The 21,424-nt window shown below is 69.1% G+C and carries 23 protein-coding genes, 1 tRNA gene and 1 pseudogene; 10 read left to right on the forward strand and 15 right to left on the reverse strand.

Annotated elements, in window-relative coordinates; translation table 11 throughout:
* Window positions 1-13 precede the first annotated feature (13 nt).
* The 3 genes from ACOZ32_RS07265 (at window position 14) to ACOZ32_RS07275 (ending at window position 1,142) form a co-directional block, all read left to right on the forward strand.
* A complete protein-coding gene (locus tag ACOZ32_RS07265; protein ID WP_049892592.1) occupies window positions 14-508 on the forward strand; it encodes a rubrerythrin in 495 nt (164 codons plus the stop codon).
* 61 nt (window positions 509-569) lie between these two features.
* Window positions 570-1,004, forward strand: coding sequence for a metal-dependent transcriptional regulator (locus tag ACOZ32_RS07270; protein ID WP_010902351.1), 435 nt, complete (start codon window positions 570-572; stop codon window positions 1,002-1,004).
* Window positions 1,005-1,069: 65 nt separating this feature from the next.
* Window positions 1,070-1,142 (forward strand) — tRNA-Gln (locus ACOZ32_RS07275).
* 104 nt (window positions 1,143-1,246) lie between these two features.
* On the opposite strand, the gene ACOZ32_RS07280 is transcribed toward ACOZ32_RS07275, so the two are convergent.
* Entirely contained in the window at window positions 1,247-1,402 is a 156-nt protein-coding gene (locus ACOZ32_RS07280) for a DUF7563 family protein (RefSeq protein ID WP_012289171.1), read from the reverse strand.
* Between the two features lie 113 nt (window positions 1,403-1,515).
* Here ACOZ32_RS07280 and ACOZ32_RS07285 point away from each other — a divergent pair, with 113 nt between their 5' ends.
* From ACOZ32_RS07285 to ACOZ32_RS07295, 3 genes are all read left to right on the forward strand, one after another.
* Entirely contained in the window at window positions 1,516-1,821 is a 306-nt protein-coding gene (locus tag ACOZ32_RS07285; RefSeq protein ID WP_424335114.1) for a hypothetical protein, read from the forward strand.
* A gap of 55 nt (window positions 1,822-1,876) precedes the next feature.
* Complete coding sequence (locus ACOZ32_RS07290) at window positions 1,877-2,539, forward strand: AIM24 family protein (RefSeq protein WP_012289172.1); 663 nt, start codon at window positions 1,877-1,879, stop codon at window positions 2,537-2,539.
* Window positions 2,540-2,730: 191 nt separating this feature from the next.
* Window positions 2,731-3,414: an HD domain-containing protein gene (locus ACOZ32_RS07295; RefSeq protein WP_205251877.1), complete on the forward strand. Its 684-nt coding sequence runs from the start codon at window positions 2,731-2,733 to the stop codon at window positions 3,412-3,414.
* A gap of 23 nt (window positions 3,415-3,437) precedes the next feature.
* Here ACOZ32_RS07295 and ACOZ32_RS07300 read toward each other — a convergent pair whose 3' ends face one another.
* From ACOZ32_RS07300 to ACOZ32_RS07325, 6 genes are all read right to left on the reverse strand, one after another.
* Window positions 3,438-4,127: a TMEM165/GDT1 family protein gene (locus ACOZ32_RS07300; RefSeq protein ID WP_012289174.1), complete on the reverse strand. Its 690-nt coding sequence runs from the start codon at window positions 4,125-4,127 to the stop codon at window positions 3,438-3,440.
* Window positions 4,124-4,801 carry a metal-dependent transcriptional regulator gene (locus tag ACOZ32_RS07305; protein WP_012289175.1) on the reverse strand — a complete coding sequence of 226 codons (678 nt, stop codon included), beginning with the start codon at window positions 4,799-4,801 and terminating at the stop codon, window positions 4,124-4,126. The genes ACOZ32_RS07300 and ACOZ32_RS07305 overlap by 4 nt, the downstream gene beginning before the upstream one ends.
* 133 nt (window positions 4,802-4,934) lie before the next feature.
* Complete coding sequence (locus ACOZ32_RS07310; RefSeq protein WP_424335115.1) at window positions 4,935-7,649, reverse strand: TRAP transporter permease; 2,715 nt, start codon at window positions 7,647-7,649, stop codon at window positions 4,935-4,937.
* Window positions 7,642-8,133: a DUF1850 domain-containing protein gene (locus ACOZ32_RS07315; protein ID WP_205251539.1), complete on the reverse strand. Its 492-nt coding sequence runs from the start codon at window positions 8,131-8,133 to the stop codon at window positions 7,642-7,644. Before ACOZ32_RS07315 ends, ACOZ32_RS07310 begins: the two co-directional genes overlap by 8 nt.
* 61 nt (window positions 8,134-8,194) lie before the next feature.
* Entirely contained in the window at window positions 8,195-9,151 is a 957-nt protein-coding gene (locus ACOZ32_RS07320) for a TAXI family TRAP transporter solute-binding subunit (RefSeq protein ID WP_205251540.1), read from the reverse strand.
* Between the two features lie 147 nt (window positions 9,152-9,298).
* Complete coding sequence (locus ACOZ32_RS07325; RefSeq protein ID WP_205251541.1) at window positions 9,299-10,495, reverse strand: threonine synthase; 1,197 nt, start codon at window positions 10,493-10,495, stop codon at window positions 9,299-9,301.
* A gap of 123 nt (window positions 10,496-10,618) precedes the next feature.
* On the opposite strand from ACOZ32_RS07325, the gene ACOZ32_RS07330 reads away from it, so the two are divergent.
* Complete coding sequence (locus ACOZ32_RS07330) at window positions 10,619-11,884, forward strand: NAD(P)/FAD-dependent oxidoreductase (RefSeq protein ID WP_424335116.1); 1,266 nt, start codon at window positions 10,619-10,621, stop codon at window positions 11,882-11,884.
* Here ACOZ32_RS07330 and ACOZ32_RS07335 read toward each other — a convergent pair.
* The 7 genes from ACOZ32_RS07335 to ACOZ32_RS07365 form a co-directional block, all read right to left on the reverse strand.
* Window positions 11,872-12,576: a metallophosphoesterase gene (locus ACOZ32_RS07335; protein ID WP_049892488.1), complete on the reverse strand. Its 705-nt coding sequence runs from the start codon at window positions 12,574-12,576 to the stop codon at window positions 11,872-11,874. The genes ACOZ32_RS07330 and ACOZ32_RS07335 overlap by 13 nt on opposite strands.
* 62 nt (window positions 12,577-12,638) lie before the next feature.
* On the reverse strand, window positions 12,639-13,238 hold the full coding sequence (locus ACOZ32_RS07340; RefSeq protein ID WP_012289178.1) for a J domain-containing protein: 600 nt from the start codon (window positions 13,236-13,238) through the stop codon (window positions 12,639-12,641).
* Window positions 13,239-13,300: 62 nt separating this feature from the next.
* Window positions 13,301-14,053 carry a proteasome assembly chaperone family protein gene (locus tag ACOZ32_RS07345; RefSeq protein WP_205251543.1) on the reverse strand — a complete coding sequence of 251 codons (753 nt, stop codon included), beginning with the start codon at window positions 14,051-14,053 and terminating at the stop codon, window positions 13,301-13,303.
* Between the two features lie 4 nt (window positions 14,054-14,057).
* A complete protein-coding gene (locus ACOZ32_RS07350) occupies window positions 14,058-14,240 on the reverse strand; it encodes an RNA-protein complex protein Nop10 (protein ID WP_010902365.1) in 183 nt (60 codons plus the stop codon).
* On the reverse strand, window positions 14,240-15,043 hold the full coding sequence (locus tag ACOZ32_RS07355) for a translation initiation factor IF-2 subunit alpha (RefSeq protein WP_010902366.1): 804 nt from the start codon (window positions 15,041-15,043) through the stop codon (window positions 14,240-14,242). Before ACOZ32_RS07355 ends, ACOZ32_RS07350 begins: the two co-directional genes overlap by 1 nt.
* A complete protein-coding gene (locus ACOZ32_RS07360) occupies window positions 15,040-15,213 on the reverse strand; it encodes a 30S ribosomal protein S27e (RefSeq protein WP_010902367.1) in 174 nt (57 codons plus the stop codon). Before ACOZ32_RS07360 ends, ACOZ32_RS07355 begins: the two co-directional genes overlap by 4 nt.
* A gap of 4 nt (window positions 15,214-15,217) precedes the next feature.
* Window positions 15,218-15,499: a 50S ribosomal protein L44e gene (locus ACOZ32_RS07365; RefSeq protein WP_012289179.1), complete on the reverse strand. Its 282-nt coding sequence runs from the start codon at window positions 15,497-15,499 to the stop codon at window positions 15,218-15,220.
* A 149-nt stretch (window positions 15,500-15,648) separates the two neighbouring features.
* Between ACOZ32_RS07365 and ACOZ32_RS07370 the strand changes: the two genes are divergently transcribed.
* Together ACOZ32_RS07370 and ACOZ32_RS07375 are read left to right on the forward strand one after the other, a co-directional pair.
* Window positions 15,649-16,992: a hypothetical protein gene (locus ACOZ32_RS07370; RefSeq protein WP_424335117.1), complete on the forward strand. Its 1,344-nt coding sequence runs from the start codon at window positions 15,649-15,651 to the stop codon at window positions 16,990-16,992.
* A gap of 25 nt (window positions 16,993-17,017) precedes the next feature.
* Window positions 17,018-17,284: an HAH_0734 family protein gene (locus tag ACOZ32_RS07375; RefSeq protein ID WP_012289181.1), complete on the forward strand. Its 267-nt coding sequence runs from the start codon at window positions 17,018-17,020 to the stop codon at window positions 17,282-17,284.
* On the opposite strand, the gene ACOZ32_RS07380 is transcribed toward ACOZ32_RS07375, so the two are convergent.
* Complete coding sequence (locus ACOZ32_RS07380; RefSeq protein ID WP_424335118.1) at window positions 17,185-19,707, reverse strand: DUF2298 domain-containing protein; 2,523 nt, start codon at window positions 19,705-19,707, stop codon at window positions 17,185-17,187. The two genes, ACOZ32_RS07375 and ACOZ32_RS07380, sit on opposite strands and share 100 nt — an antisense overlap.
* Window positions 19,708-19,819: 112 nt before the next feature.
* Between ACOZ32_RS07380 and ACOZ32_RS07385 the strand changes: the two are divergent.
* Window positions 19,820-21,375, forward strand: a pseudogene (locus ACOZ32_RS07385) (lipopolysaccharide biosynthesis protein).
* Window positions 21,376-21,424 lie beyond the last annotated feature (49 nt).

Here is a 21,424-nt window from a genome sequence, read left to right on the forward strand (position 1 = left end):
GGTGGCGGCGGCCGTGAGCTCGCTCGCTGCGAGCGTCGACTCCGACCGCCAACTGGCGCGGCTGCTACAGATCGGGGTCGTGCTCGAAGAGGTCGTGGAGGTCCGCGCGCATCGACATTACCAGTCGCTGCCGGCGGCCGACCGGGACGCCGACATCGAGGCGCTGTTGTCCGACGCCAGCGAGGAGTCCGCGGATCACCGCGCGCGCTTGGAGGACATCATCGAGTCGCTTGACGCCGACAGCATCCCGTTCGGGGAAGTCGAAGCGCTGGTTGCGGAGAGCTACGGGCAGACTGGGCCGGACGACTTCGACGGCGTGCTGTACGATCAGTTGCACGGCGAGGAAACCGCGTACAAGTTCTACGACGATCTGATCGCGGCGATCGAGGCCAGCGAGGCGGCGTTCGGCGTCGATCAGGACCGGCTGTTGGCGACGCTGCGGGAGATCCGGGCGGCCGAAGCCGACGGCGTCGAGTCGGTCACTGCGCTGATGGAGGCACACAGATGAGCACGGCCACTGTCGGCGCAGCGGTGCCGGCCGGTGTGGTCGCCGTTCGAGGTGATTGGACATGAACACTGCTGATCAGTACTTGAAGACGATCTTTCTCGTAGAGCAGTTAACCGACGGCCCCGCCGCGACCGGGGAGCTCGCCGACCGCCTCGGCGTCAGTCCGGCGAGCGTCAACGAGATGGTGGGGAAACTCGAAGACCGTGGTCTCGTGACACACGAGAAGTACAAGGGGGCGTCCGTGACCGAGGACGGCGCGGCCCGCGCCCGAGACGCCCTCCAGACGTACTGTATCCTCGAACGGTTCCTGGCGAACGTGCTCGGGGTGGAGTCGTTCCGCGACGAGGCCCGACAGCTGGAGCCGGTGATCGATGAGACGGTGGCCGAGCGCCTCGACATGATCATCGACCGCAAGTCCCAGTGTCCGGACTGCTTCGACGCCGGCGCTGACGCGTGTGGGTTCCTCGCCGAGCCGTCCGTCGAGGCCGACGACTGAGCGCCCCGCGGGGGTGCGGTTCGAAAAGCAATCTCTTTGTGTCTTGCATCGCTATCCGCGAGTGCAGTCCCGTGGTGTAGTGGCCAATCATATGGGCCTTTGGAGCCCACGACGGCGGTTCGAATCCGCCCGGGACTACTCACGGATCCGCAGTCCAGTGCTGTCGGGGGGTGGTCTGGTTTCTCGGCGAGTGATCGCGACAGCAAAAACAGTATGGGGGGTGTCGGCCGCCGGGACGGCTGTCAGGTTCGTGTTGCGCGGGCTTTCCGAACGTCGGCCCCGTCCCGAACCATGTCGGGGCATTCGGGGCAAACGCGCGGCCTGTCGACGCCTGGTGGTGTGAACACGCGTGCGTAGTCCGTGGTTACGAACGAGCCGCAGTTCTTGCATTCCGGCATCGTATTCGGAGCAATGATAGTACTCCATATATACTTTGTGTACATTTTTAGAGTATGAATAAAACGTATATTGGGAGCGACACCCCTACGTGTGGCTGTTCCGAACGGCCGGTATGAGCGAGCCACTCGAATCGCTTCCCGACCGGCCGCTGCGCCAACAGGAAGTAACGGCCCTGAACCACGCCGACGCGTTCTCGCTGGTGGTCCCCGTCGACCGCCAGCGTGCCGTCGAGGCCGACACCCGCGATCCGGTCGTGGTCACCGAGCACGTGATCCTCGGGACCGACGACTGGGTGACCGCTCTCACCTACGACTCGGGGTGGGTGACCGTCGAAACCGTCCCGATCGAGGAGCCCGACAGCGAGCGCTTCGAGGCGATGCAGGAGTGTGAAGCTGCACTCACTGCACACCAGCAGTAGCTTCATGAGGTGTGGCGGTGACCTGGCACACGAAGCCGTTCGGCTTCGGTTCGTTATGAACATCGACCAATTCAACGCCGCGGACACCGCAAGCGACGACGCCCCGTTCGCGATCGAGAACAGTTACACCCTGGCAATCGATGTCGACGGCGACGTGATGGCGAAAGCCGGGGCGATGGTCGCGTACACGGGCGAGTTCTCGTTCACCGGGAAGCGGTCGGCGGAGGGCGGGCTCACGGGCATCATCAAGGAGGCCGCAACCGGTGAGGGCACACCGATCATGCGCGCGGAGGGCACAGGCACCCTCTACCTCGCGGACGCACAGAAGAAAGTCCAGATCCTCGAGTTGGCCGCCGACGACCGGATCACGGTCAACGGCGAGGACGTACTCGCGTTCGAGTCCGAGCTGTCCTACGAGGTCACGACGATGGACAGCCTCGCCGGGTCGTTCGCCGGGGGGTTCACGAACGTCGCGATCAGCGGCCCCGGCTGTGTTGCGCTCACCACCCACGGCGATCCGCTGGTGGTAGCGCCGCCGGTGACGACCGACCCGAGTGCGACGGTCGCCTGGAGCGCCACCACGCCGAGCGTCGACGTGAACGCCAGCCTCTCGGACATGGTCGGCCAGGAGTCCGGGGAGCGCTTCCAAATGGAGTTCGACGACGCGGGCACTGACTCCGGCTTCGTGGTGGTGCAGCCCTACGAGGAGCACGTCTGACCCACGGCCACCGTGTGGGCGACAGTTCCGTCGCGCGCCACGGGTCGGGCTGCTTCCCGTGGCGTGGTGGCTGGCGGGTCGGCCGCCGAGTCGACGTCGCCCGCCGGGAGGGCTGCAAAAGGCCTAAGACTGGAACAAACCTGTATCCGAACAATGACACGGATGCACTGCTTGGGAACGGAGGTGAGACGGTGGGCGTCGAAATAAGGGAGTCGCCGGTCACGGACGCGCAGTTCGACAACATGGCCGCGTTCGTCCGGGATTACCTGGAGGCCAGCGTCGAAAACGAGACCGACGGCGGGCGGATGCGGTGGTACCCGTGGCACTCCGCGGAGTACCGGTTCACCCACATCATGAACGTCGTCGACATCGCCGAGCGCATCGCCGAGGCGACGAGCGCGAACGTCGATGTGGTTCGGGTCGCGGCGCTGTTCCACGACATCGCGAAGCTGGAGGCCGAACAGGACGCCCACGCCGAGGAGGGCGCGCGCATCGCGCGCAAATACCTCGAAACGCACGGCCAGTTCCCGCCGTCGTTCGTCGATCAGGTCGCGGAGGCGGTGTCACGGCACTCCTACCAGGGTGACCTCATGGACCTGCCACTGGAGGCGCGGTGTCTCGTGGAAGCCGACCTGCTGGACAAAGCCGGCGCGAACGGCGCCGCGCTGATGTTGCTCCGGATGGGGTACGAGGCGCGCACCCACGTCGACGCCGCGGAGATGATCCAGCGCGTGCTGGACCGCGGCGAGGACGCCGCCGAGCGCGTGGAGTCCGACGCCGCGTCGTCGATCGCACACAAGCGCTTGAAGCGCGTGCGGTGGCTCCACGACTGGCTGACTTCGGAGGTGCCGGCGATGAACGACACCGGGTACTAACCGTCCCGGGACGCTGCCAGCGATCAGAGCAGCTGGCTGGCGAGCGCCACCAGTTCCTCCCAGACGGAGACGCCGACACTCACTTCTAGGAGCGTGTCCCCTGCGAAGAAGAAAAACAGCACTGCGGACACGAGGTGCGCCTTGCGCGCGTCGAACTTCCCGGAGAAGCGGTCGAAGAAGTACGCGTTCACCATGCTGACGGGAATGATCGCCAGCATTTCCCCCAGCCAGATCGCGGGCGTCGCGCCGTAGTCGCTTGCCAGTCCGATGGTGACCAGCTGTGTTTTGTCGCCGAACTCGCCGGCGAACATCATCGAGAAGATGGGGATGAATCCGCCGAGCGCCGTGGTGAGGCGGTACCCGAACAGGGTCACGTCGTCGATGCTGGCCGCGACGCCCCCGCCGTCGCTTGACATGGGTTCGTCAGATCCGGTTCGTGCGGGCATCGACCGCAACAGCAGAATGCCGAACACGGCGAACAGGGCGGCGGTTGTCACGTCCAAGACGACACCGGGAATGAGGCGTTGGAGCCCCTCCCCGACGAGGATCTCGATCACGGTCCAGATGCCGAACGCGGAGCCGGCCGCTGCGACGACGATCCGCGGGTCGTACTCGGTGCTGAGGCTGGCGATGATGAACTGGACCTTTTCGCCCGGGAGCGCTGCGAGTTGCGTGACGAACGCGAGCGTCAGGACTTCCGTGAACGCGCTCACGCGTCGGTCACCTCGTCGGCCGCGGGTCTGACTTCGAGCGTTTCCGCGACGCGCTCGGGGAGGTGGACGGCTTCGCCGTCGATCTCGACGACGAACAGGCCGATGGGCGCGTGCTCGGTGACCGTGAGTTCAGTGCCGGGCTGCACGCCGGCGTCGGCGAGATATCTGAGCTCGTCGGTGTTGCGGTCGCTCGCGCGCGCCACCACGAGGGCGTCGCCTTCGGCGTGGTCGGCAAGCACCTCGGTGTCGGGGTGCTCGGGCGGTTCGAGGTCGGCGTTCGGGATGGGGTCGCCGTGGGGGTCGACCGTCGGGTCACCGAGTTTCTCCGCGAGTCGGTCCTCGAACTCCTCGCTGATGTGGTGTTCGAGGGCGTCGGCCTCGTCGTGGACTTCGTCCCAGTCGTAGTCCAGATGGGTCGCCAAAAACGATTCGAGCAGGCGGTGGTGGCGGATCACTTCCACGGCGACGGTTTCGCCGTCGGGCGTGAGCTCGACGCCCGCGTATTTCTCGCGCTCGATCAGGCCGCGGGATTCGAGCTTCTCGGCCATGCTGGTGACCGTGGGCGGCGTGACGTCCAGGTACTCCGCGATGGTGGACGTCGCGATCGGCGGTTCGTGTTCGCGTTCGAGGTTGTAGATCGATTTGAGGTAGTCTTCCATTACGTCAGAGAGCATGCCAACACCGTCGTTTAGATGCATCTAAATATATATTTGGCGATGCTGGTACCTTCGTTTTCCCGACTGTCGTGAGCGGTGGCACTGCGACGAACCATTCACGCAGGCAAAAACGAGCGACCACCCGGCAGCGCTACGCGGCCGGTTCCTCGGCGGTGCTCGCACGACGGTTCCGCACGAGCAGCGCCGCGAACACCGCGAGCCCGATCGCCCGCAGTCCGAGATCCACCACGACACCCGTCTGTCCGCCCGCAACGCCCAGCAGGCCGAGCACGTCGTTGGCCGTGGTGACGATGAGCGTGGGTGCCATCAGGAACAGCGCGCTGCCCGCGTACGCCACGCGCTCGGCGCGCGCAACGTCGGTGTACACGTGCCCGATGACGGTCGCAGCCAGCGCCACGACACCCAGAACGACACCCGCAATGGGGAGCACCACCTCCGGAACCGAATACCCCACGTCGAGGAGGTCAGCCACGCCGACGACGCTGTACTGGTCGCCCGGCGGCAGCGACCCGGCGTTGCGCCGCAACAGCATGACCCCTGGCGTCACCACGAACGCGAACGGCACGATGGCCTTGTTCAGCGACAGCGAGAACGCCTCGACGCCGGTGTCGAACGGGTCCGATTTCGCCACCCCGGCGGCCGCGTACGCCGCCACCGCGACCGGCGGCGTGATGTCCGCGATGACGCCGAAATACAGGATGTACAGGTGCGCGGCGAGCTCCGGCACCCCGAACGGCAGCAACACCGGCACGAGCAACACGGAGAGGATGATGTACGTGACCGTCGTCGGCATCCCCATCCCGAGGATGATCGAGGAGATCGCCGTGATCACGAGCACGACCACCAGCGAGCCCCCCGCGACGGCCTGAATCAGCGACACCAGGTTCGGCCCGAGCCCGGAGATGCTGATGACGCCCGGAATGATGCCGGCCGCGGCGACGGCGATCACGACCGGGACCGCGGTCCGGGCGCCGTCCTCCATCGACTTCAGGGTGAACACCCCGTACCGGAACAGCCCGTTGCCGGCAAGCGACGGGCGCCCCACCGCGGCGCTGACCGCGCCCGCGGTGTCGTCGACGGCGTCGTCGAAGCCCAGCAGGCTGGCGTCCGCCCGCGGCCGCAGCGCCATCGTTATCACGCCCGCCGCGATCGCCAGCCAGCCGAGTTCACCCAGCGTCGCGGCAACCGCTCCGCCCAGCGGCTGCGCGCCGGCACCACCACCGGTCAGCACCGCCACCAGTGAGCCGCCCCCCAGCCACTCCGCCAGCAGCGTGCCACCGGTCACCACCGTCAGCACGCCGCCCAACAGGCCGCGGGTTTCGTCGCCGTACGCCGCCACCAGCGCCATCAGTGCGCCGATCGCGACGATCGTGAACCACGCCGAGCGCGCCACCGACAGCCGCTCGACGATCAGGTAGTACAACAACAACCCGATCGGGACGAGGTAGAACCAGCCGGTGCGGAGGTGCGACCGAAGCGACACCAGGTCGTCGGTGCCGAGCCCGCCGATGTCCTCCTTGCCGGCCTCGAAATGCACCATCACCCACACGCCGAAGAAGAACACGAGCGCGGGGATGGTCGCGGCGACGATCACGTCCGCGAACGGCGTGCCGGTGTACTGCACGATGAGGAACGCCGCCGCCCCCATGACTGGGGGGAGGATCTGGCCGCCCGAGGACGCCGACGCCTCGACCGCGCCCGCGAACTCCGGGCGGTATCCCGAGCGCTTCATCAGCGGGATGGTGAACGCGCCCGTCGTCACCGTGTTCGCGATCGACGACCCCGAGATGGTGCCCATGAACCCGGACGCCAGGATGGAGGCCTTCGCGGGGCCGCCTTTCCGGGTTCCGGTCGCGCCGTAGGCCAGGTCGATGAACCACTGGCCGGCGCCCGACATCTCCAGGAACGCACCGAACAGGATGAACACGTAGATGAACTGCACGGACACCGTGACCGGAATCCCGAACACGCCGTTCTCGGTGTTATACCAGAGGTTTTGGATGATCTCCGGCCACGCGAACGGCGGGATCGAGATGATCTGCAGGTACGCCACGTCCTGTGGAATGAGGTAGCCGAAACGGGCGTACGCGATGAACGCGGCGACGATGCACATCAGCCAGAGGCTGATCGCTCGCCGCGTGGCTTCGAGCACGAGCACCACGCCGACCGCGCCGAGCACGAGCGCGTAGGAGGTGTGGCCGAGCGGCCCCAGCAACGCCCCGGCAGGGTTCAGGACGGGGCTGAGCGCGTCGAACACCGGCCGGATCACGTCGAGGTAGCCGAGCCACACCGTCGGGAGCGGACGCCCAGCGGTCAGGCCCAGATACCGGAGCTCGCGGATCTCAGCGAAGTCCGTGATGAAGTACACCGCCGCCAGCGCCGACACCGCGGCGAACGCGATGTCGATCGGGGCCACGGCGTCGAGGTCGTCGTCGACGATCGCCCACGCCAGGCCCGCGCCGACAGCGTTGATCACGCGGGTCACCGGGTGCGACGAGCCCAGCCTGGCGGTGGCCGCCTCCGACAGCCGCTTGCACCGCCGCGCCACGGGCCCGTCACCGGTGCTCGCCGGATACAGCAGGAACGTCAACACGAGCGCGAACGCCACGTGCACGGCGTTGATCTGGAGCAATTGGAGTTTCGCCAGCGTGACCGACCCCACGATCGGGAGCGACACCGAGAGCACCGAACCCCGGGCCGCCAGCCACAACTGGAACACGGAGAACGCGATCCCGATCGCGGCGACCGCCAGCACGATCCGCCCGCTGAGGTCGCGTTTCCGCTCGATCTCTTGCAGTACTGAGTCCGCGTCCGGCGCGTCCGTCGTCGAGTGGTCGTTACTCATAGATGCTCTCGATCATCGTCGCAAGGAGTGTTCGATGGACAACATGAAGATCAACTGATTGTGCGTCGGTCACCGAGACGAGGTCGTAGCTTCGGTCGTCGACGTGCAGCGTGTGGCCGGCGATGCGTCCCGGTGACACCGTCAACACGGTTGCGTTGCGGTCCGGCGAGTAGACGAACGTCCCGTTCTCGATGGTGACGTTCGCGGCGCTGGGGAACCCCCAGCCGTACGACTCGAACTCCGCGCGCGTCATCTCCAGTGTCTCGCCGCGAACGGCGTAGGCCTCGTAGACGCGGGAGCGCTCGACGCTGTGTGTGTACTCCAGCGCCACCGTCGAGCCCTCTGAGACGGGCACCGTGAGATACCGCTGGTCGGTGTCGGTGTCGTCGGCGACCAGCACAGTTCCGGCCGGCACGACGGCAGCGATCACTGTCAGCACGGCCAGGACGCTGGCCGCCACGACGACGATACGAGTGCGGTTCATGAACTGATCTCTCTACGCATGTGGCTTGTGAAACACCCGCGTGTGGGGTGTGGAGGCGGCGTTACGACTCGAAGTAGGCGGCCGCGCCAGGGTGGAGGTCGATGGACATCCCGTCCTGGGCCGACGCCGTGTCGATGAAGTCGGGTTTGATGGTCAGGTCGCCGGTGTGCTCGAAGATCGCGCTCGTGACCTCCGTGACGGTCGCCTCGTCGACGCCGTCGTGGGTCGCGATCATCGCCTGCACGGAGACGGTTTCGATGGACCGGTCGATGCCGCTGTACGTCCCGCTCGGGATGGTGTCGTCGGCGAACCAGGACGCCGCCTCCTTGGCGGCGTCGCGGGCCTCTCCCTCGATGGGCACGATCTCGATGTCGTTGGTGTTGGCCAACTCCTCGATGGCACCCACGGGCCAGCCGCCGACCACGAAGGCGGCGTCGATGTCGCCGTTCCGGAGCTGTTCGGCGGCCTGTGCGAACGACGCGGTCTGCTCCTCGTAGTCTGTCACGCCGGCGGCCTCCAGGATCTGGAGGGCGTTGACCTGCGTGCCGGACCCGAGGTCACCGGTGTTGATGGTCGCGCCGTCGAGGTCGGCCACGGTCTCGATGCCGGTGTCCGCACGCGTGATCAGCGTGATCGTCTCCGGGTACAGCGTGGCGACGCCGACGAGGTTGTCGACCGCCCTGTCCTGGAAGGCATCGATCCCGGTGCCGTTCTTCGCGAAGTACGCGATGTCGTTTTGGATGAGCGCGAAGTCGGCGTTCCCCTTCGCGAGGCTGCCGACGTTCTCCACGCTTGCGCCCGTGGTCTGGACGTTCAGCGAGTAGTCCGTGTTGTCCTCGACGATGGTCTTGAACTCGTTCGACAGCGGGTAGTACGTGCCACTCTGGCCGCCCGCGTGCCACGACAGCCGCGTGCCGTCCCCGGCCCCGTCGCCACCGCCGGCGCACCCAGCCAGCGCAGCGATGCCGGTTGCCCCAGTCGCCTGCAGGAACCGCCGACGCGTGTGCTCAGTTGGCATACAGTTGCCGGTGGGTTCTCCATCGTATTAATATTTCGAACGTCGTATTCGGCGCTGTCGCACCCATTGTTCCAGAACCAACGCCCGCAAAATTCACCACGAATTAAACCGATCCGTCGAAATAACGCGTGTTCTCAACGCGGTCGCTCAGATGCCTTTGCTCATCAGATGCGACCGCAACACGTCCGCCGCCTTGTTCGCCGTCCCCGTGTTCACCACCACCACGGTGTCGTCTTCCCCGAACGCGTCCCGGTCAGCCAGCTCCCACGCGCCCGCCGCCGCCGCCGCGCACGTCGCCCCCATCTCCGGGCCCGCACGGCTGGCGACCGCGGTGCCCGCCTCCAGGATCTCCTCGTCGCTCGCGGCCACCGCGCCGCCGTTGCTCTCGCGCAGTGCCTCCAACACCAGCCGGCTGCCCGCGGGGTCCGGGATCTCGATGCCGCCACAGATGGTGTCCGGCGTGTCCCACGGCTCGTGGGCGTCGCGGCCCTCCTGGAACGCCCGCACGATCGGCGCACACCCCTCGGCCTGTGCGGCGTACATCGCCGGCACGTCCGCGGTGATGCCGAGCTCACGGAGCTCCGTGGCGGCCTTCCACATCCCCACGAGCCCGCCGCCGTCGCCGGTCGGATAGACCACGTGGTCGGGCGTCTCCCAGTCGAGTTGCTCGACGGTCTCGTACAGCAGCGTCTTCTTGCCCTCGTGGCGGTACGGCGTCGCGAACGCCTGCAGCGAGTACCACGCCTCGCCGTGTTCGTCCATGGCGTCCTCAAAGGCGGCGTTGGCGTCGCCGATGCGCCCCTGCACGACGTTCATGTCGCCGCCGTGGACGTTCACCATCGCCTTGGTGGTGAACCCCGAGCGGGACGGCAGGAACACGTGCGCATCGAGGCCCGCACGACCGGCGTACGCTCCCGCTGACTGTCCGGCGTTCCCCGTCGACGCCAACGCCACCTCGCTGGCACCGTGCTGGGCCGCCGCCGTCATCGCCACCGTCTGCCCGCGGTCCCTGAACGTGCCGGTCGGGTTGCGCCCCTCGTCTTTGATGTAGAGTTCGCCCACGCCGAGTTCGTCGGCCAGCCCCGGACACGGAACCAGCGCCGTCGCCCCCTCGTCCATCGACACCGCCGACCCACGCGTGAACGGCAGCAACTCCGCGTACCGCCACAGCGAGTCGAACCGCCGCGCGCCGAACGTCTCGGCGTCCACGTCCAGGTTCTCCAGGTCGTAGGCGGGGTCGAGGATGCCCCCACACTCCGGACACCGGTGGGTCGCCGCCGCGGCCGCGAACGATTCCCCACAGTCCACGCACTCCAGCCCCTCGAAGGCTCGCGTCGTCTCCATGCTGCGGTGTTTCGAACGCCCCGACAAAGGCCCTGTCCCTTCCAGCGTGGCCGGCGTCCTCGGGGCGGCACACGCGCCCCGAAAGCACCCACGTTGATGACGCCGCCACCCCAACACACGGCCATGACCGACGAAGAGGCAGTGGTTGTGGGCGGCGGGCTGGCGGGGCTGGTGGCGGCGCGACACCTCGCGGCGGACGGTCTCGACGTGACCCTGTTCGAGCGCAACCCCACGGTCGGCGGCCGCGTCCGCTCCACGCACGCCGACGGCTTCACCTTCGACCGCGGCTTCCAGGTGCTGTTCACGTCGTACCCCGCGGCGAAACGCGAACTCGACTTCGACGCCCTCGACCTGCGGTCGTTTTCACCTGGGGCGGTCATCTGCCGCGGCGACCGGCGCGCAGTGCTCGGGGACCCCCTGCGCGATCCGGGCGCACTCGTTCCGTCGATGCTGAACCGGGAGGTATCGACGATGGACAAACTCCGCACGCTGCTGTTGAAGCGGGAGCTGACCCGCAAACCCTTCGCGGACATCTGGAGCGACGCCGACGCCACCATCGAGCAGTATCTCGCCGCCCGCGGGTTCTCCGACCGGTACGTCGACCGGTTCGTGCGACCGTTCTACGGGGGCATCACGCTGGACCGGTCGCTGTCCACGTCCAAACGCGTCTTCGAGTACACGTTCAAACTGCTCGCCGACGGCCGGACCGTGCTCCCGGCCGCCGGGATGGGCGCGATCTCCGCCCAGCTGGCCGCCCGTGCCCGCGATGCGGGTGTCACCATCGAACCCGAAACGCCGGTCGAAGCCGTCCACAGCGATCCCGCTGCCGTCGACGTGCCCGGCGAACGGATCGACGCGGACGCCGTCGTCGTCGCCACGGACCCCGACGCCGCACGCGAGCTCACGGGCGTCGACGCGATCCCCACCGACTGGAAGGGCTGTACCACCCAACACGTCGCGCTCCCGGCCGCCCACCCGCTCGGTGACAGCGACCGCATCCACCTCAACGCCGCCGATGACGTGCCCAACACCGTCGCACCGATGTCCGGCGTCGCGCCCGAATACGCCCCCGACGACCGCGAACTCGTCGCAGTGACCACGCTGGGCACGCCGGACCGCTCGTCGACGGCCCTCGCCACCGCCGCCCGGGACGCCATCGCCGACTGGTATCCGGAGGCGTCGCTCGGCGCGTTCGAAGTCCTGCACACACACCGGGTGCCGTTCTCCCAGTTCGCACAACCCCCCGGCGTCCACGACACGCTCCCGGACACCACCGCCCCCGCGGGCGCGGTGTACGTCGCCGGCTCGTACACGCACAACGCCTCGATAAACGGTGCCATGGAGAGCGGGCGGGCGGCCGCACGCGCCGCCAGCGATCACGTCTCGTAGCCGCGCGCGCCCACCAACAGCCCGTCGAGATCCCCGAGCGCGGGAAACCCCAGCGTCTCCCCGTTGCTGACGACGATCGGCCGGTAGCCCGCCGGCGGCGCCAACAGCGGCGACACGGCGGTGCCGTCGCCGAGCGTTCCGACCGGCGTCCCCGCCGCGAGCCGCGTGAACGCCGGCACCACGAGCACGTCGGCGCTGTCGTACTGCCCGGGGCCATAGAGGAAACACGGCCGCCGCTGTCCCCCACTGATCGTGACGGCCGGATGCTGGTGGCCGACCACGTACCGGTCCCCATCCGCCGCCGGCTCCTCGTGGCCGTGGCACACGACCGTGCCGTCGTCGAGCCGCACGCTATCGGTTGCGGACACGCCAACCGCGGCAAGCATTCCGTCCCGGTTGCCCCGAACCACACGCAGGCCCGCGGCGCTGTCCTCGATCGCGCCGACGACTGCACCAACCGTCTCCGCGACCCCCGCCGGCAGCGACCCAGTGGCGTGCAATAGATCACCCGCTACCACCACGCGAGCCGGCTCGAACCGGTCGAGGTGGCCCCGCAACCGGGCCAGGATGTCCCGCCGCTCGTCCGACGCGCTGCCCCGCCCCACGTGCAGATCTGCCAGCACGAGCGCGTCGGCCGCCGGGAGATACGCCACCCGCTGCCCGAACACCACCCACGCCGGCGTCTGGGACACACCCGATGCGTCGCAACCCGGCGAGTTATGCACAGCGATCCGCGGCGGCGGCCACCAGCCGGCTACCGCGCCTGCTGTGCCACCGCGTACGCCTCCCGGACGCGCTCGAAGGCCTCCCTGTCACCGCCGTGGTCCGGATGCGCGTCCTTGACGCGGTCCTGGTACGCGGCCCGCAGTTCGGTGTCGCTGGCCCCGCGTGAAACGCCCAGCGTCTCGAAGGCGTCCTCGATCGCCGCCGCCCCGTCGCTGTCACTCTCGGCAGCGCTGGCCGCCTCGAACACGTCGCTCACGTCCGGCGTCTCGAACGGGAGCCGGCCGCCGATCGCCCACCCGGGGAGCTCGTGCTCGGCCAACACCGCCGCCGTGTCCGCGCTCCGAATGCTGAAATACGCGCCCGCGTCGAAGGTCACCGCGACGTCGCGCTGTGGCAGGTAGAACGCCACGCTGCGACCAGCCACCACGTGGTCTTCGGCGAACGGCTCCCCGATCGCGTGCAAGTACTCCCGGATCTCCCTGCGGCGCTTCCACTCCCCGGACTCCCCCGTCGGGCCGTGGCTGTCCCCCGCGGGGAACAGCCGCTGCCCGGCGACGAACAGCGCGGCCGCAACCACTGTCACGCCGCCCGTGATCGCAGCCCCCCACGCGAGCCATGCTCCTGGCACACGTCATCATGGGGGCTGCGTCGAAAAGAAACGTTCGCTCACCGCGACCGACCGGCCGCGGCTCAGCCGATATACCGCAGGTCCTCGTCGCCGGGACTGGGCGTCTCCTCCATGTCCTGGAGCCGCGACACGACCTCCTCCATCTCCTCGGCGCGGTCGTCCAGCGCCTCCTCGTCCATCTCGAAGTCGAGTCGCGCCCCCAGCACGGCCAACACGGCCTTGGCGGCCTTCGGGTCGACCAGGTAGCCCGACGTCTCCCCCATCAAGCAGGCCGCGTCGAACCCACGCTTCCCGCCGAGGCCGACCAGCAGCCCGCTCGATCCCACGATGCCGCCCGCGGGCTCCTCGCTGCGGAACTCCACGCCGGCGTCCGCGAGCCCGTCTTTCAGCGCCGCACTGGAGACCGCGCCGATCACGTCGTGGTCCTCGACGAGTTCGCCGGTCGGGACGCCGCCGAGCGAGAACACGTCCGTCGCGTCGAACTCCGCGGCCGCGTCCAGGAACGCCTCGGTCACGCGGTACTGGCCCACGGTGTCCTGGGCCTGGTGGTCGCCGGTCACCACGAGCAGATCCCGGCCGCTCGTCTCGACGGCGTGGATCTCCGCCGCCGCCAGCTCCGCGACGCTGTCGTCGCCGACGGTGACCTGTGGCGGGAAGTACTCGCTGTGCACGCGACACACGAGCTCGCTGTCCGCTTCCGCGATCACGTGCTCGGCGACCAGCTTGCCCACGTGCCCGACGCCCGGCAGCCCCTCGACGAGCGCCGGATCGTCCAGCGATGGCTCTGCAACCCACTCAATGCTGAGTTCGTCCATATACCTACAGCCGGCGGCGCTCCTTAAGAGCGCGTCGGTACTTGCCGTGTGGGTCCGCCGGGTCGAACGGCGCTGGCGCGCTGTTGACGGCGTCACCGCCACACTCGGGACACGTCTCCGACAGCGTGTAGACGGGGCCGTCGTGGTGGCTGCGCCACGCCTCGCAGACGCGGATATCCGACTTCATTACGCGTCGTCGTCGAGCTGGCGCTCGCGGTGGAACGCGCCGCTCCCGTCGTGGGCCGTGACCGAGTCGACGGCGCGGTCGCCGGCCGCCTCGAGCGCGGACTCCGCGGTCTTGTAGTTCGGTGCCTGCACGCGCAGCCGGTACTCCGGCGCACCGACGTACGTCACGTCCAGGTCGACCTCGTCGGGCACCTCGCCGTTGCCCTCCGCGGCCTGTAACGCGTCCTTGATCGTGTCGACGCCGTCCCCGTCCGGCGACTGCAGCGAGACGTACCCCGTGACTGTGACGTACGGCACGGAGACGTTGTCGCGGGCGGTCTCGACGATGGCGTCGATCTCGTCGTCTTCGAGGGCGGTGTCAGCCAGCGCCTCGTGGCCGTGGATGGCCGCCTGCTCGAAGCCGTCGTAGAGGCTCCCGAAGTCCGCCAGCAGGCCGTTGGCGATGCGGCGGAACTGGTCGTCGGCCATGTCCTCGCCGAACGCCAGGGTCAGCCACTTGTCGGCCTTCTGTTCGTTCTTCCACTCCTGGATCGTGTCCGAGTGCTGGTGGTCGTTGACGTCTTTCAACGACAGGTCGATCTGTTGGGCGGACTCGTCGACGCCCAACACCTTCGCGACGACGGTCTGGTCCTCGTTGACGTGGTCGCGGACGTTCTTGATCCAGCCGCTGGCGACCTCACTGACGTGGACCAGCCCACGCTTGTCCTGGTACTGTTCGAGGTCGACGAAAACCCCGAAGTCCTCGATGTCGTCGACTTTCCCGACGACCAGTTCGCCCTCGTCGGGCCAGCCCTCGTATTTCATCTGGCCTCGACGGTTTCGATGACCTCACCGAGGAGGTCGGCCTCGCCGCCGGTCGGACGCGCGAGCGTCGTCCCGCAGACGGCACAGGCGACCTCCGTGGAGGCCTTCCCGAAGACGGTCTGTTCGTTCTCACAATCCGGACATTCGACGTTGTAAAATCCTCCTGACATTGGTCTACTCCTGGAGCACCAGTCGGCCGGCGCGCCATCCCTCACGCAGGTGGGCGTTGCCGCATTCGCTGCAGCGGTACTTGAGGTCCGTCCGGTTGGTCGGCTTGTTGCCGACCGGGACCTTCGAGAACCGACCGTGGTTCCCGATGGACGCGTTGGCGCGCTTCGTGCGGCGAGCGTCCCATTTCATGCCAGACGAGCGGCCGGAACGCACCTTCTCGGCCTCAAGCTGGTGGTGTTCGTCACAGTTCGGGCAGTAGCTGTTGAATCGGCGTGGCATCTCCATAGGCGGAATCAGCTCTGTTATCCCCCGATATGATTCGGCTGTTTAAAATCCGTTTGGTTCGGGGGCGGCAGCAGAACCGTCGTTCGAGTTGGACGCCCCGCGGCGGTTGCCGAGCAAACGTTTTGACAGTTCGATGTGACACGTCGGACATGTCACCGCCCCCCTCGTCCCGATCGCTGTCCGCCGTGTCTGAGTGTGCCGACGCGAGTCGCATTGGTCTCATCGCCGTCGTCATCGTGGTCTCGGCGTTCTCGCTCGGCGCTGCCCCACCGGCCGCGGCGGCACCACCGCCAGCGGACGTTTGTGGTGCGTGCGGTCCGAGCTTCGAGGAGGCCGCGGCGGCGGCCGGCGGCGACAACACCACCGTTGCGGCGTCCACGATGGACGTCCATGTTGCCGCCAACGGCACCACCCAGGTGTCCGTTGATCTGACCGTTGGCTCGGCGGACGCCCGCTGGGCCGCCGCCAACGCCGACGCCGTCCTCGCGGCACTCGCGGCCGGCAGCGACCCCACTGCGACCGACGGGATCGCGCCGGTCCCGGCAGCCGCCACTCTCACGGCTGGCGGGGACACCGTCACCATCGAGTACGACGCGCCCGGCGTCGCCCACACCGCAGCGGGCGGCGTGGTCGTCGTCGACGCCGTCGCCGACGGCAGACCGACGGGCTGGGAAGTCGACGCCGACGCCGTCCGGCTGCACGCGCCCGCCGACCACGTCGTCACGCACGGCCCCGCCGACGCACCCGTGACAACGTGGACGCGCGGCGACCAGCTCGACGACGCAGTCATCGCGTACGCTACCGACGACGGCCTCCTCGCCACCGCCGCCACGCAGGCCGCCCTCGTCGCCGAAACCGGCCCCGCATTCCTCCGGTACGCAGCCATCGTGCTCGCGCCGACGCTGGCCGTGCTCGCCGGGCTGCTGTGGTCGACGCGCGCGGTCGGCACGCGCGTGCCGACCGCTGGCTCCACCCAAGCCGGCACCGTCGTCGCCGCCGCTGGCGGGGCTGCGGCCGTCGCGCTCGTCGGGTCCGGCGTGGTCTCTACGTACTTCGAGCTCTCCATCGCCGCCGCGCTGTTCGCCGCGCTCACTGCCGCCGCCGTCGGGACACTCGCAGCCAGCGGGCGGCTCCGAACGGTTCGCGGCCTCACAGCAGCGGCGGTCGGCACCCCGATCGCGCTCGGCACGCTCGCCGCCGTCGGCGGCGCACTCACACACCCCGCGGTCGCGCTGCCGACCGTCCGCAGGGCTGTCGTCTCGGGGCTGCTCGTGGCGCAACTCGGCGTGTTCGTCGTCCTCGGCGCGGCCCACGACGTCGCCCCCGCGAGTCGCTGGCAGCGGCTCGCAGCCGTTCTGGCACCGCCAGCGGCGGTCGTCGCCGTGGTCGGTCCGACGCTCGTGCTCGTCGCGTGGCTGCCCCTGCTCGTCGTCCTCGCCCACCCCACGTACTGGTTCGGACGCACCGCCGCAGGGGGGCTTCGAAGCGTTTAATCCGCGTTACGCCGAAACCGAACGCATGGAGCGGCTCATCATCCACGGCGACGCCGACGTCCGCCGGGAGGGCATCGTCGAGGTCGACGGCGAGGAGAAACACCTCTTCCAGGTCACCCGGAACGGCGACTGGCACGGCCCCGACGAGGTCCAGCTGTGGTGTATCGCCGGCGACGAAGACGAGCTTGAGGACTACGAGAAACGCAACTTCGTCCCCCACTGGCTGGACGTCACGGCCGTCGACGCCGAAGACGTCACCGTCACGAAGCGCGCCGGCGACCTCGCGGTCTGAGCCCCCGGTGCCATCGCGGTCGCCGCTTGTGGCGTCGTTGTGACCGTGATGGGGCCGCTGCGGGGCGCGACGAGTTCGCCGTCCGTCACCCGATAGATCGTGACCGCTGGCGTCCGGTGTACCGGCTCGATCCCGGGGTCGGCGCTGAGATCCGGGATCTCGTAGCGCGCGCGCTCGACCGGCCCCACCCACACGTAGGTCACGTCGTACTTTTCGAGGATCGCCGCCCGTGACGCGGCGTCCGTCGTCTCGTAGACGACGCCGATGTCGTCGACGCGTTGCTCCCACGCCGCCTGACTGTGGTAGTTGGCGGCGTGGGCCCACCCCGCGACGGTCGGCACCCCGCTCAAACTCGCCGCCGGGTTCTGCCACGTGTACGGATCGACGCCCGGTGCCGCGATGATCCGTGTTCCCCTGCGTCGGTCCCCCAGCCACCTGGCGGCCGCTGCTTCCCCTGGATGGGCGTCGCCGGCGTACTCCAGGGCGTCCAGGGACGCGTCGTCGGCGTTCGCGGCGTGCGTGGTCACCGCCAGCCCGCCGTAGACCGACGCCGCCACCACCAGCCCCACCACGAACACTGCTCCCAGGCCCCTGCTGGATGCGCGCCGTTCGGAGACGCCAGCGAGCGCAACGCCGCCCGCCACCGACCACAGCGCCCACACCTGTGCGTACACCTTGAACACGGTGTTGAACCGCTCGTAGGACGCCGCGTCGGCCAAGTAGACGTACTCCACGAGCACCACCAGCCCCGCGCCCGCGGCCACCAGCACACACTCGACCCCGGCGGCGTTTCGGCGGCGGAGCCACCACGCAGCGCCCAGCACCGGCCCCACGAGCACCACCGCGGTGATGCCCACGCCACCGACGACCGGTCCAACGGCCACCGCCACAGCCACCGCAGCGCCCGCAGCCGCCGCCGCGACCACCCAGCCGGCCACCGATGTCGCCACGCGCGACACGAAGTACGCGCCGAACGCCGCGAGGAACAGCCCGTGCACGAACACCAGCGCGCCCGCCTGCGACGGCACCGGCAGCACGGCCAGGTGCTGGTTGCTCGCGCCGGCCAACAACACGTTCTGCACGAACGGCCACGCGATCGCCACGGCGAGCACGCCACCGACGGCCGCGACGCCCACCGCCAGCAGGACGCGGTGCACCGACTGCCCCACCGCCGACCGCCGACGCGTCCACCGCTGCACCCCCGTCGGCAGCAGTGTGACGGGCGCGGGGTCGGCCAGCGCGACGGCGAGCGCGGCCACCCCGAACACGGTCGGCAGGCTCCACGTGTTCACGGTCAGAATCGCCGCCCCGGCCACCGGGAACGCGCCCCACAGCAGCGCCCAACGCCGCCGCCGCTGTCGGGCCGGCGTCCGATAGTACGCCACCCCGACCGCCACGGCGACGAACAGCACGGGCACGCTCACCATGTGGGCGTGGAGGTCGCCGTTCAGGTACGCGAACAGCGGGAACTCGTTGAGCCCGGTTTCCATGAACCGGCTGGCGTGCCACATGTCGAACGCCTCGGGGGTGATCGCCGGCCGACGGTCGGCGTTGATCCCCGCGGCCACGACCGCCGCCCTGACAACGTCCACGCGCGCCGCGAGCAGCCGGATCACCGGCCCGAGATTGCTCGCGAACCCGAACGCGAACGCCCCGAGCACGCCCGCTCGCACGCGCCTGGGCCGCGTGACGACGACCGCAGCGGCGGCCGCCGGGAGCGCGACGACCAGCCAGTCGACGCCGGTCGCCAGCACCACCACGGCCATCGCGACCCCGGCCCCACCGATCGCTGTCGGCACACCCACCGGCCGACCCTCGCCGCCGTTGCCCGCGGCGATCGTGCTCGCAAGCCCGTACGCCGCCGTACACCCCATCGCGTAAACGCCGGCGAGCGCGGGCTCGTACGCGAACCGCGGGGCCGTGTCCGTGAGGTGGGCGCCGATGCTCGCCATGAGCTGGCCGCCGTAGTAGTAGACGACGCGCTCGCCCGCGAACCACATGTCACGCGGGGGTAGCTGGCCGGCCCGGTCGAGCGCCTGCAACAGCCCGAAATCCAGGAACTGCTCGCCGCCGCCCGGCTGAACCCCGTCGGCCCACGCCCGGACAACGATGAGGAACACGAACGCGACCGTGAACACGCCGACCACTTCCAGCAGCGGCTTCCGCGGGATTTCGACACCACCGCGCGCCAGCCACGCGGCTGCCGCGAGAACCGCCACGAACACCCCGCCGACGACCAGCTGTCCGTACGCGACCTGCCCCACCCAGAGGGTCGCCAGCGTCACCACCACCAGGGACAGCGGCATCGCAACCGACGCCCCACGGTCGGGCGCGTCCGGGAGCAGGCGCGACGCCACGGGTAGGCCTGCCACCAACAACACCCCGAAGAACACCCACCATCGAGCGACCACCCCGAACTCCATTAGCGGAGGCGTGGCGTTGATCCGGCAAACGTTTTCGGGTTCCGCCCGCGGCTCCGCCGGCCGGCGGACCGAATAGCTTACTCGGCGACGCGCACTCGCACGTCACAGCACGATGGGAGACAGCACCGACGACCACGAGGCGACCGCCCCCGGCGAGACAGTGTCAGAGGCTGAACGCGACGCGCTGGTGACGATCTCTCACGGCGCTGTCGTCACCTCCGGCGGCGTCTCCGCCCAGCGCGCGCTCGTCGCCGCAGTGGAGTTCGTGCTCGCCCGCGGTCTCGGCCCCGTCGCGTACGGCGTCTACGCGCTCGCGTGGCGGATCGCACAGCTGCTGTCCCGGCTGGTCACCTTCGGCAGCGTCCCCACCCTCCAGCGGTACCTGCCCGCCGCCGACGCCCGCCGCCGCTCTCGGGTGACCGGCCTCGCGTACGTCACCACCGCCGGCGTTGGCCTGCTCATCACGGCGGGCGTCTGGCTCGCGGCACCCCGCCTGAACGCCGCCACCGTCGACCACCCGTCGTTCCCGGCGGCGATGCGGCTGCTCGGCGCGGTCGTCGTGCTCGTCGGCCTCGTGATGGTGTACGCCGCCACCTTCCGCGCCGACGGCTCGGCCCGCGGTGAAGTCCTGTTCAATAAACTCCTCCGGCCCGCCGTCCGCCTCGTGGGCGCGCTCACGGCGCTCGCGCTCGGCTACTCCGTGGTGGGCGTCGCCGGCGCATACGCCGCCAGCATGCTCGTCCTCGTCGTTCTCGGGTTCCCACTCACGGCGCGCGTCACCGGCGTCACGCCGACGCTGCGCGGCCTCCGCCGGGACGCCCGCCGGTTCTACGACCACGCAGCCCCGGTCGCGATGAGCAGCTTCGGGAAGGTGTTCCAGAACCGCGCCGACATCCTCCTCGTGGGCGCGCTCCTCACGGCCGTCGCGGCCGGCGTCTACAACGTCGTGCTCGTGCTCGTCTCCATCGCGTGGATCCCCCTGCTGTCGTTCAACCAACTGCTCCCCCCGGTCGCCTCCCGGCTCCACGCCGCCGGCGACATCGACACCCTGAACGCCGTCTACTCGTCGGTGACCCGGCTTATCGTCACCACCGTCGTCCCCATCCTCGCCGTCGAGCTCGTGTTCGGCCGCGACCTGCTCGCGCTGTTCGGCCCGACGTACACCCGCGGATACGGGCCGCTCGCCGTCTACCTCGCGGGCGTGTTCGTCGGCAGCGCCGTGGGCGCGACCGGCTGGCTGCTCATGATGACCGCCACCAGTACGCCCGGATGGCGCTGGACTGGCTGCTCGCCGTGCTCAACGTCGCCCTCACGTACGTCTTCGTCGTCGAGTTCAAGCTCGTCGGCGCGGCGCTCGGCACCTCGCTGGCCATCGCCGTCCAGAACGCCCTTCAGGTCCTGCTCCTCCGGCGCTTCGAAGGCCTCTGGCCGTTCGATGCCACGTTCCTCCGACCGCTCGCCGCCGGCGCCGTGATGGCCGCCGCGATGCTCGGCGTCCGATCCCTGCTCGTGGACGGCTCGCTGGCAATCGCTGCCGGTGTTCTCGTCGGCCTGCCCTCGTATCTCGGCGCGCTCTCGGTCCTCGGCGTCGACCCCCGCGACCGACTCGTCGTCCGCGAACTCGCCACGCGCTACCGGAACACGATCGTCGACGCGGTTCGGCGCTGATTGGACCCCGTGGGGCAGTCGCTGCCGGCGATCGACGACACGATCCGCG

It is taken from the genome of Halobacterium sp. MBLA0001, assembly GCF_049705385.1.
In the GTDB taxonomy this organism is placed as follows: Archaea; Halobacteriota; Halobacteria; order Halobacteriales; family Halobacteriaceae; genus Halobacterium; species Halobacterium salinarum.

Coding starts and splice junctions, on each gene's coding strand:
- ACOZ32_RS07360 (WP_010902367.1), bottom strand. CDS start 15,213: ATGTCAGGAGGATTTTACAACGTCGAATGTCCGGATTGTGAGAACGAA.
- ACOZ32_RS07330 (WP_424335116.1), top strand. CDS start 10,619: ATGACCGACGAAGAGGCAGTGGTTGTGGGCGGCGGGCTGGCGGGGCTG.
- ACOZ32_RS07350 (WP_010902365.1), bottom strand. CDS start 14,240: ATGAAGTCGGATATCCGCGTCTGCGAGGCGTGGCGCAGCCACCACGAC.
- ACOZ32_RS07325 (WP_205251541.1), bottom strand. CDS start 10,495: ATGGAGACGACGCGAGCCTTCGAGGGGCTGGAGTGCGTGGACTGTGGG.
- ACOZ32_RS07315 (WP_205251539.1), bottom strand. CDS start 8,133: ATGAACCGCACTCGTATCGTCGTCGTGGCGGCCAGCGTCCTGGCCGTG.
- ACOZ32_RS07305 (WP_012289175.1), bottom strand. CDS start 4,801: ATGCTCTCTGACGTAATGGAAGACTACCTCAAATCGATCTACAACCTC.
- ACOZ32_RS07285 (WP_424335114.1), top strand. CDS start 1,516: ATGAGCGAGCCACTCGAATCGCTTCCCGACCGGCCGCTGCGCCAACAG.
- ACOZ32_RS07310 (WP_424335115.1), bottom strand. CDS start 7,649: ATGAGTAACGACCACTCGACGACGGACGCGCCGGACGCGGACTCAGTA.
- ACOZ32_RS07280 (WP_012289171.1), bottom strand. CDS start 1,402: ATGCCGGAATGCAAGAACTGCGGCTCGTTCGTAACCACGGACTACGCA.
- ACOZ32_RS07380 (WP_424335118.1), bottom strand. CDS start 19,707: ATGGAGTTCGGGGTGGTCGCTCGATGGTGGGTGTTCTTCGGGGTGTTG.
- ACOZ32_RS07320 (WP_205251540.1), bottom strand. CDS start 9,151: ATGCCAACTGAGCACACGCGTCGGCGGTTCCTGCAGGCGACTGGGGCA.
- ACOZ32_RS07345 (WP_205251543.1), bottom strand. CDS start 14,053: ATGGACGAACTCAGCATTGAGTGGGTTGCAGAGCCATCGCTGGACGAT.
- ACOZ32_RS07370 (WP_424335117.1), top strand. CDS start 15,649: ATGTCACCGCCCCCCTCGTCCCGATCGCTGTCCGCCGTGTCTGAGTGT.
- ACOZ32_RS07270 (WP_010902351.1), top strand. CDS start 570: ATGAACACTGCTGATCAGTACTTGAAGACGATCTTTCTCGTAGAGCAG.
- ACOZ32_RS07355 (WP_010902366.1), bottom strand. CDS start 15,043: ATGAAATACGAGGGCTGGCCCGACGAGGGCGAACTGGTCGTCGGGAAA.
- ACOZ32_RS07375 (WP_012289181.1), top strand. CDS start 17,018: ATGGAGCGGCTCATCATCCACGGCGACGCCGACGTCCGCCGGGAGGGC.
- ACOZ32_RS07290 (WP_012289172.1), top strand. CDS start 1,877: ATGAACATCGACCAATTCAACGCCGCGGACACCGCAAGCGACGACGCC.
- ACOZ32_RS07365 (WP_012289179.1), bottom strand. CDS start 15,499: ATGGAGATGCCACGCCGATTCAACAGCTACTGCCCGAACTGTGACGAA.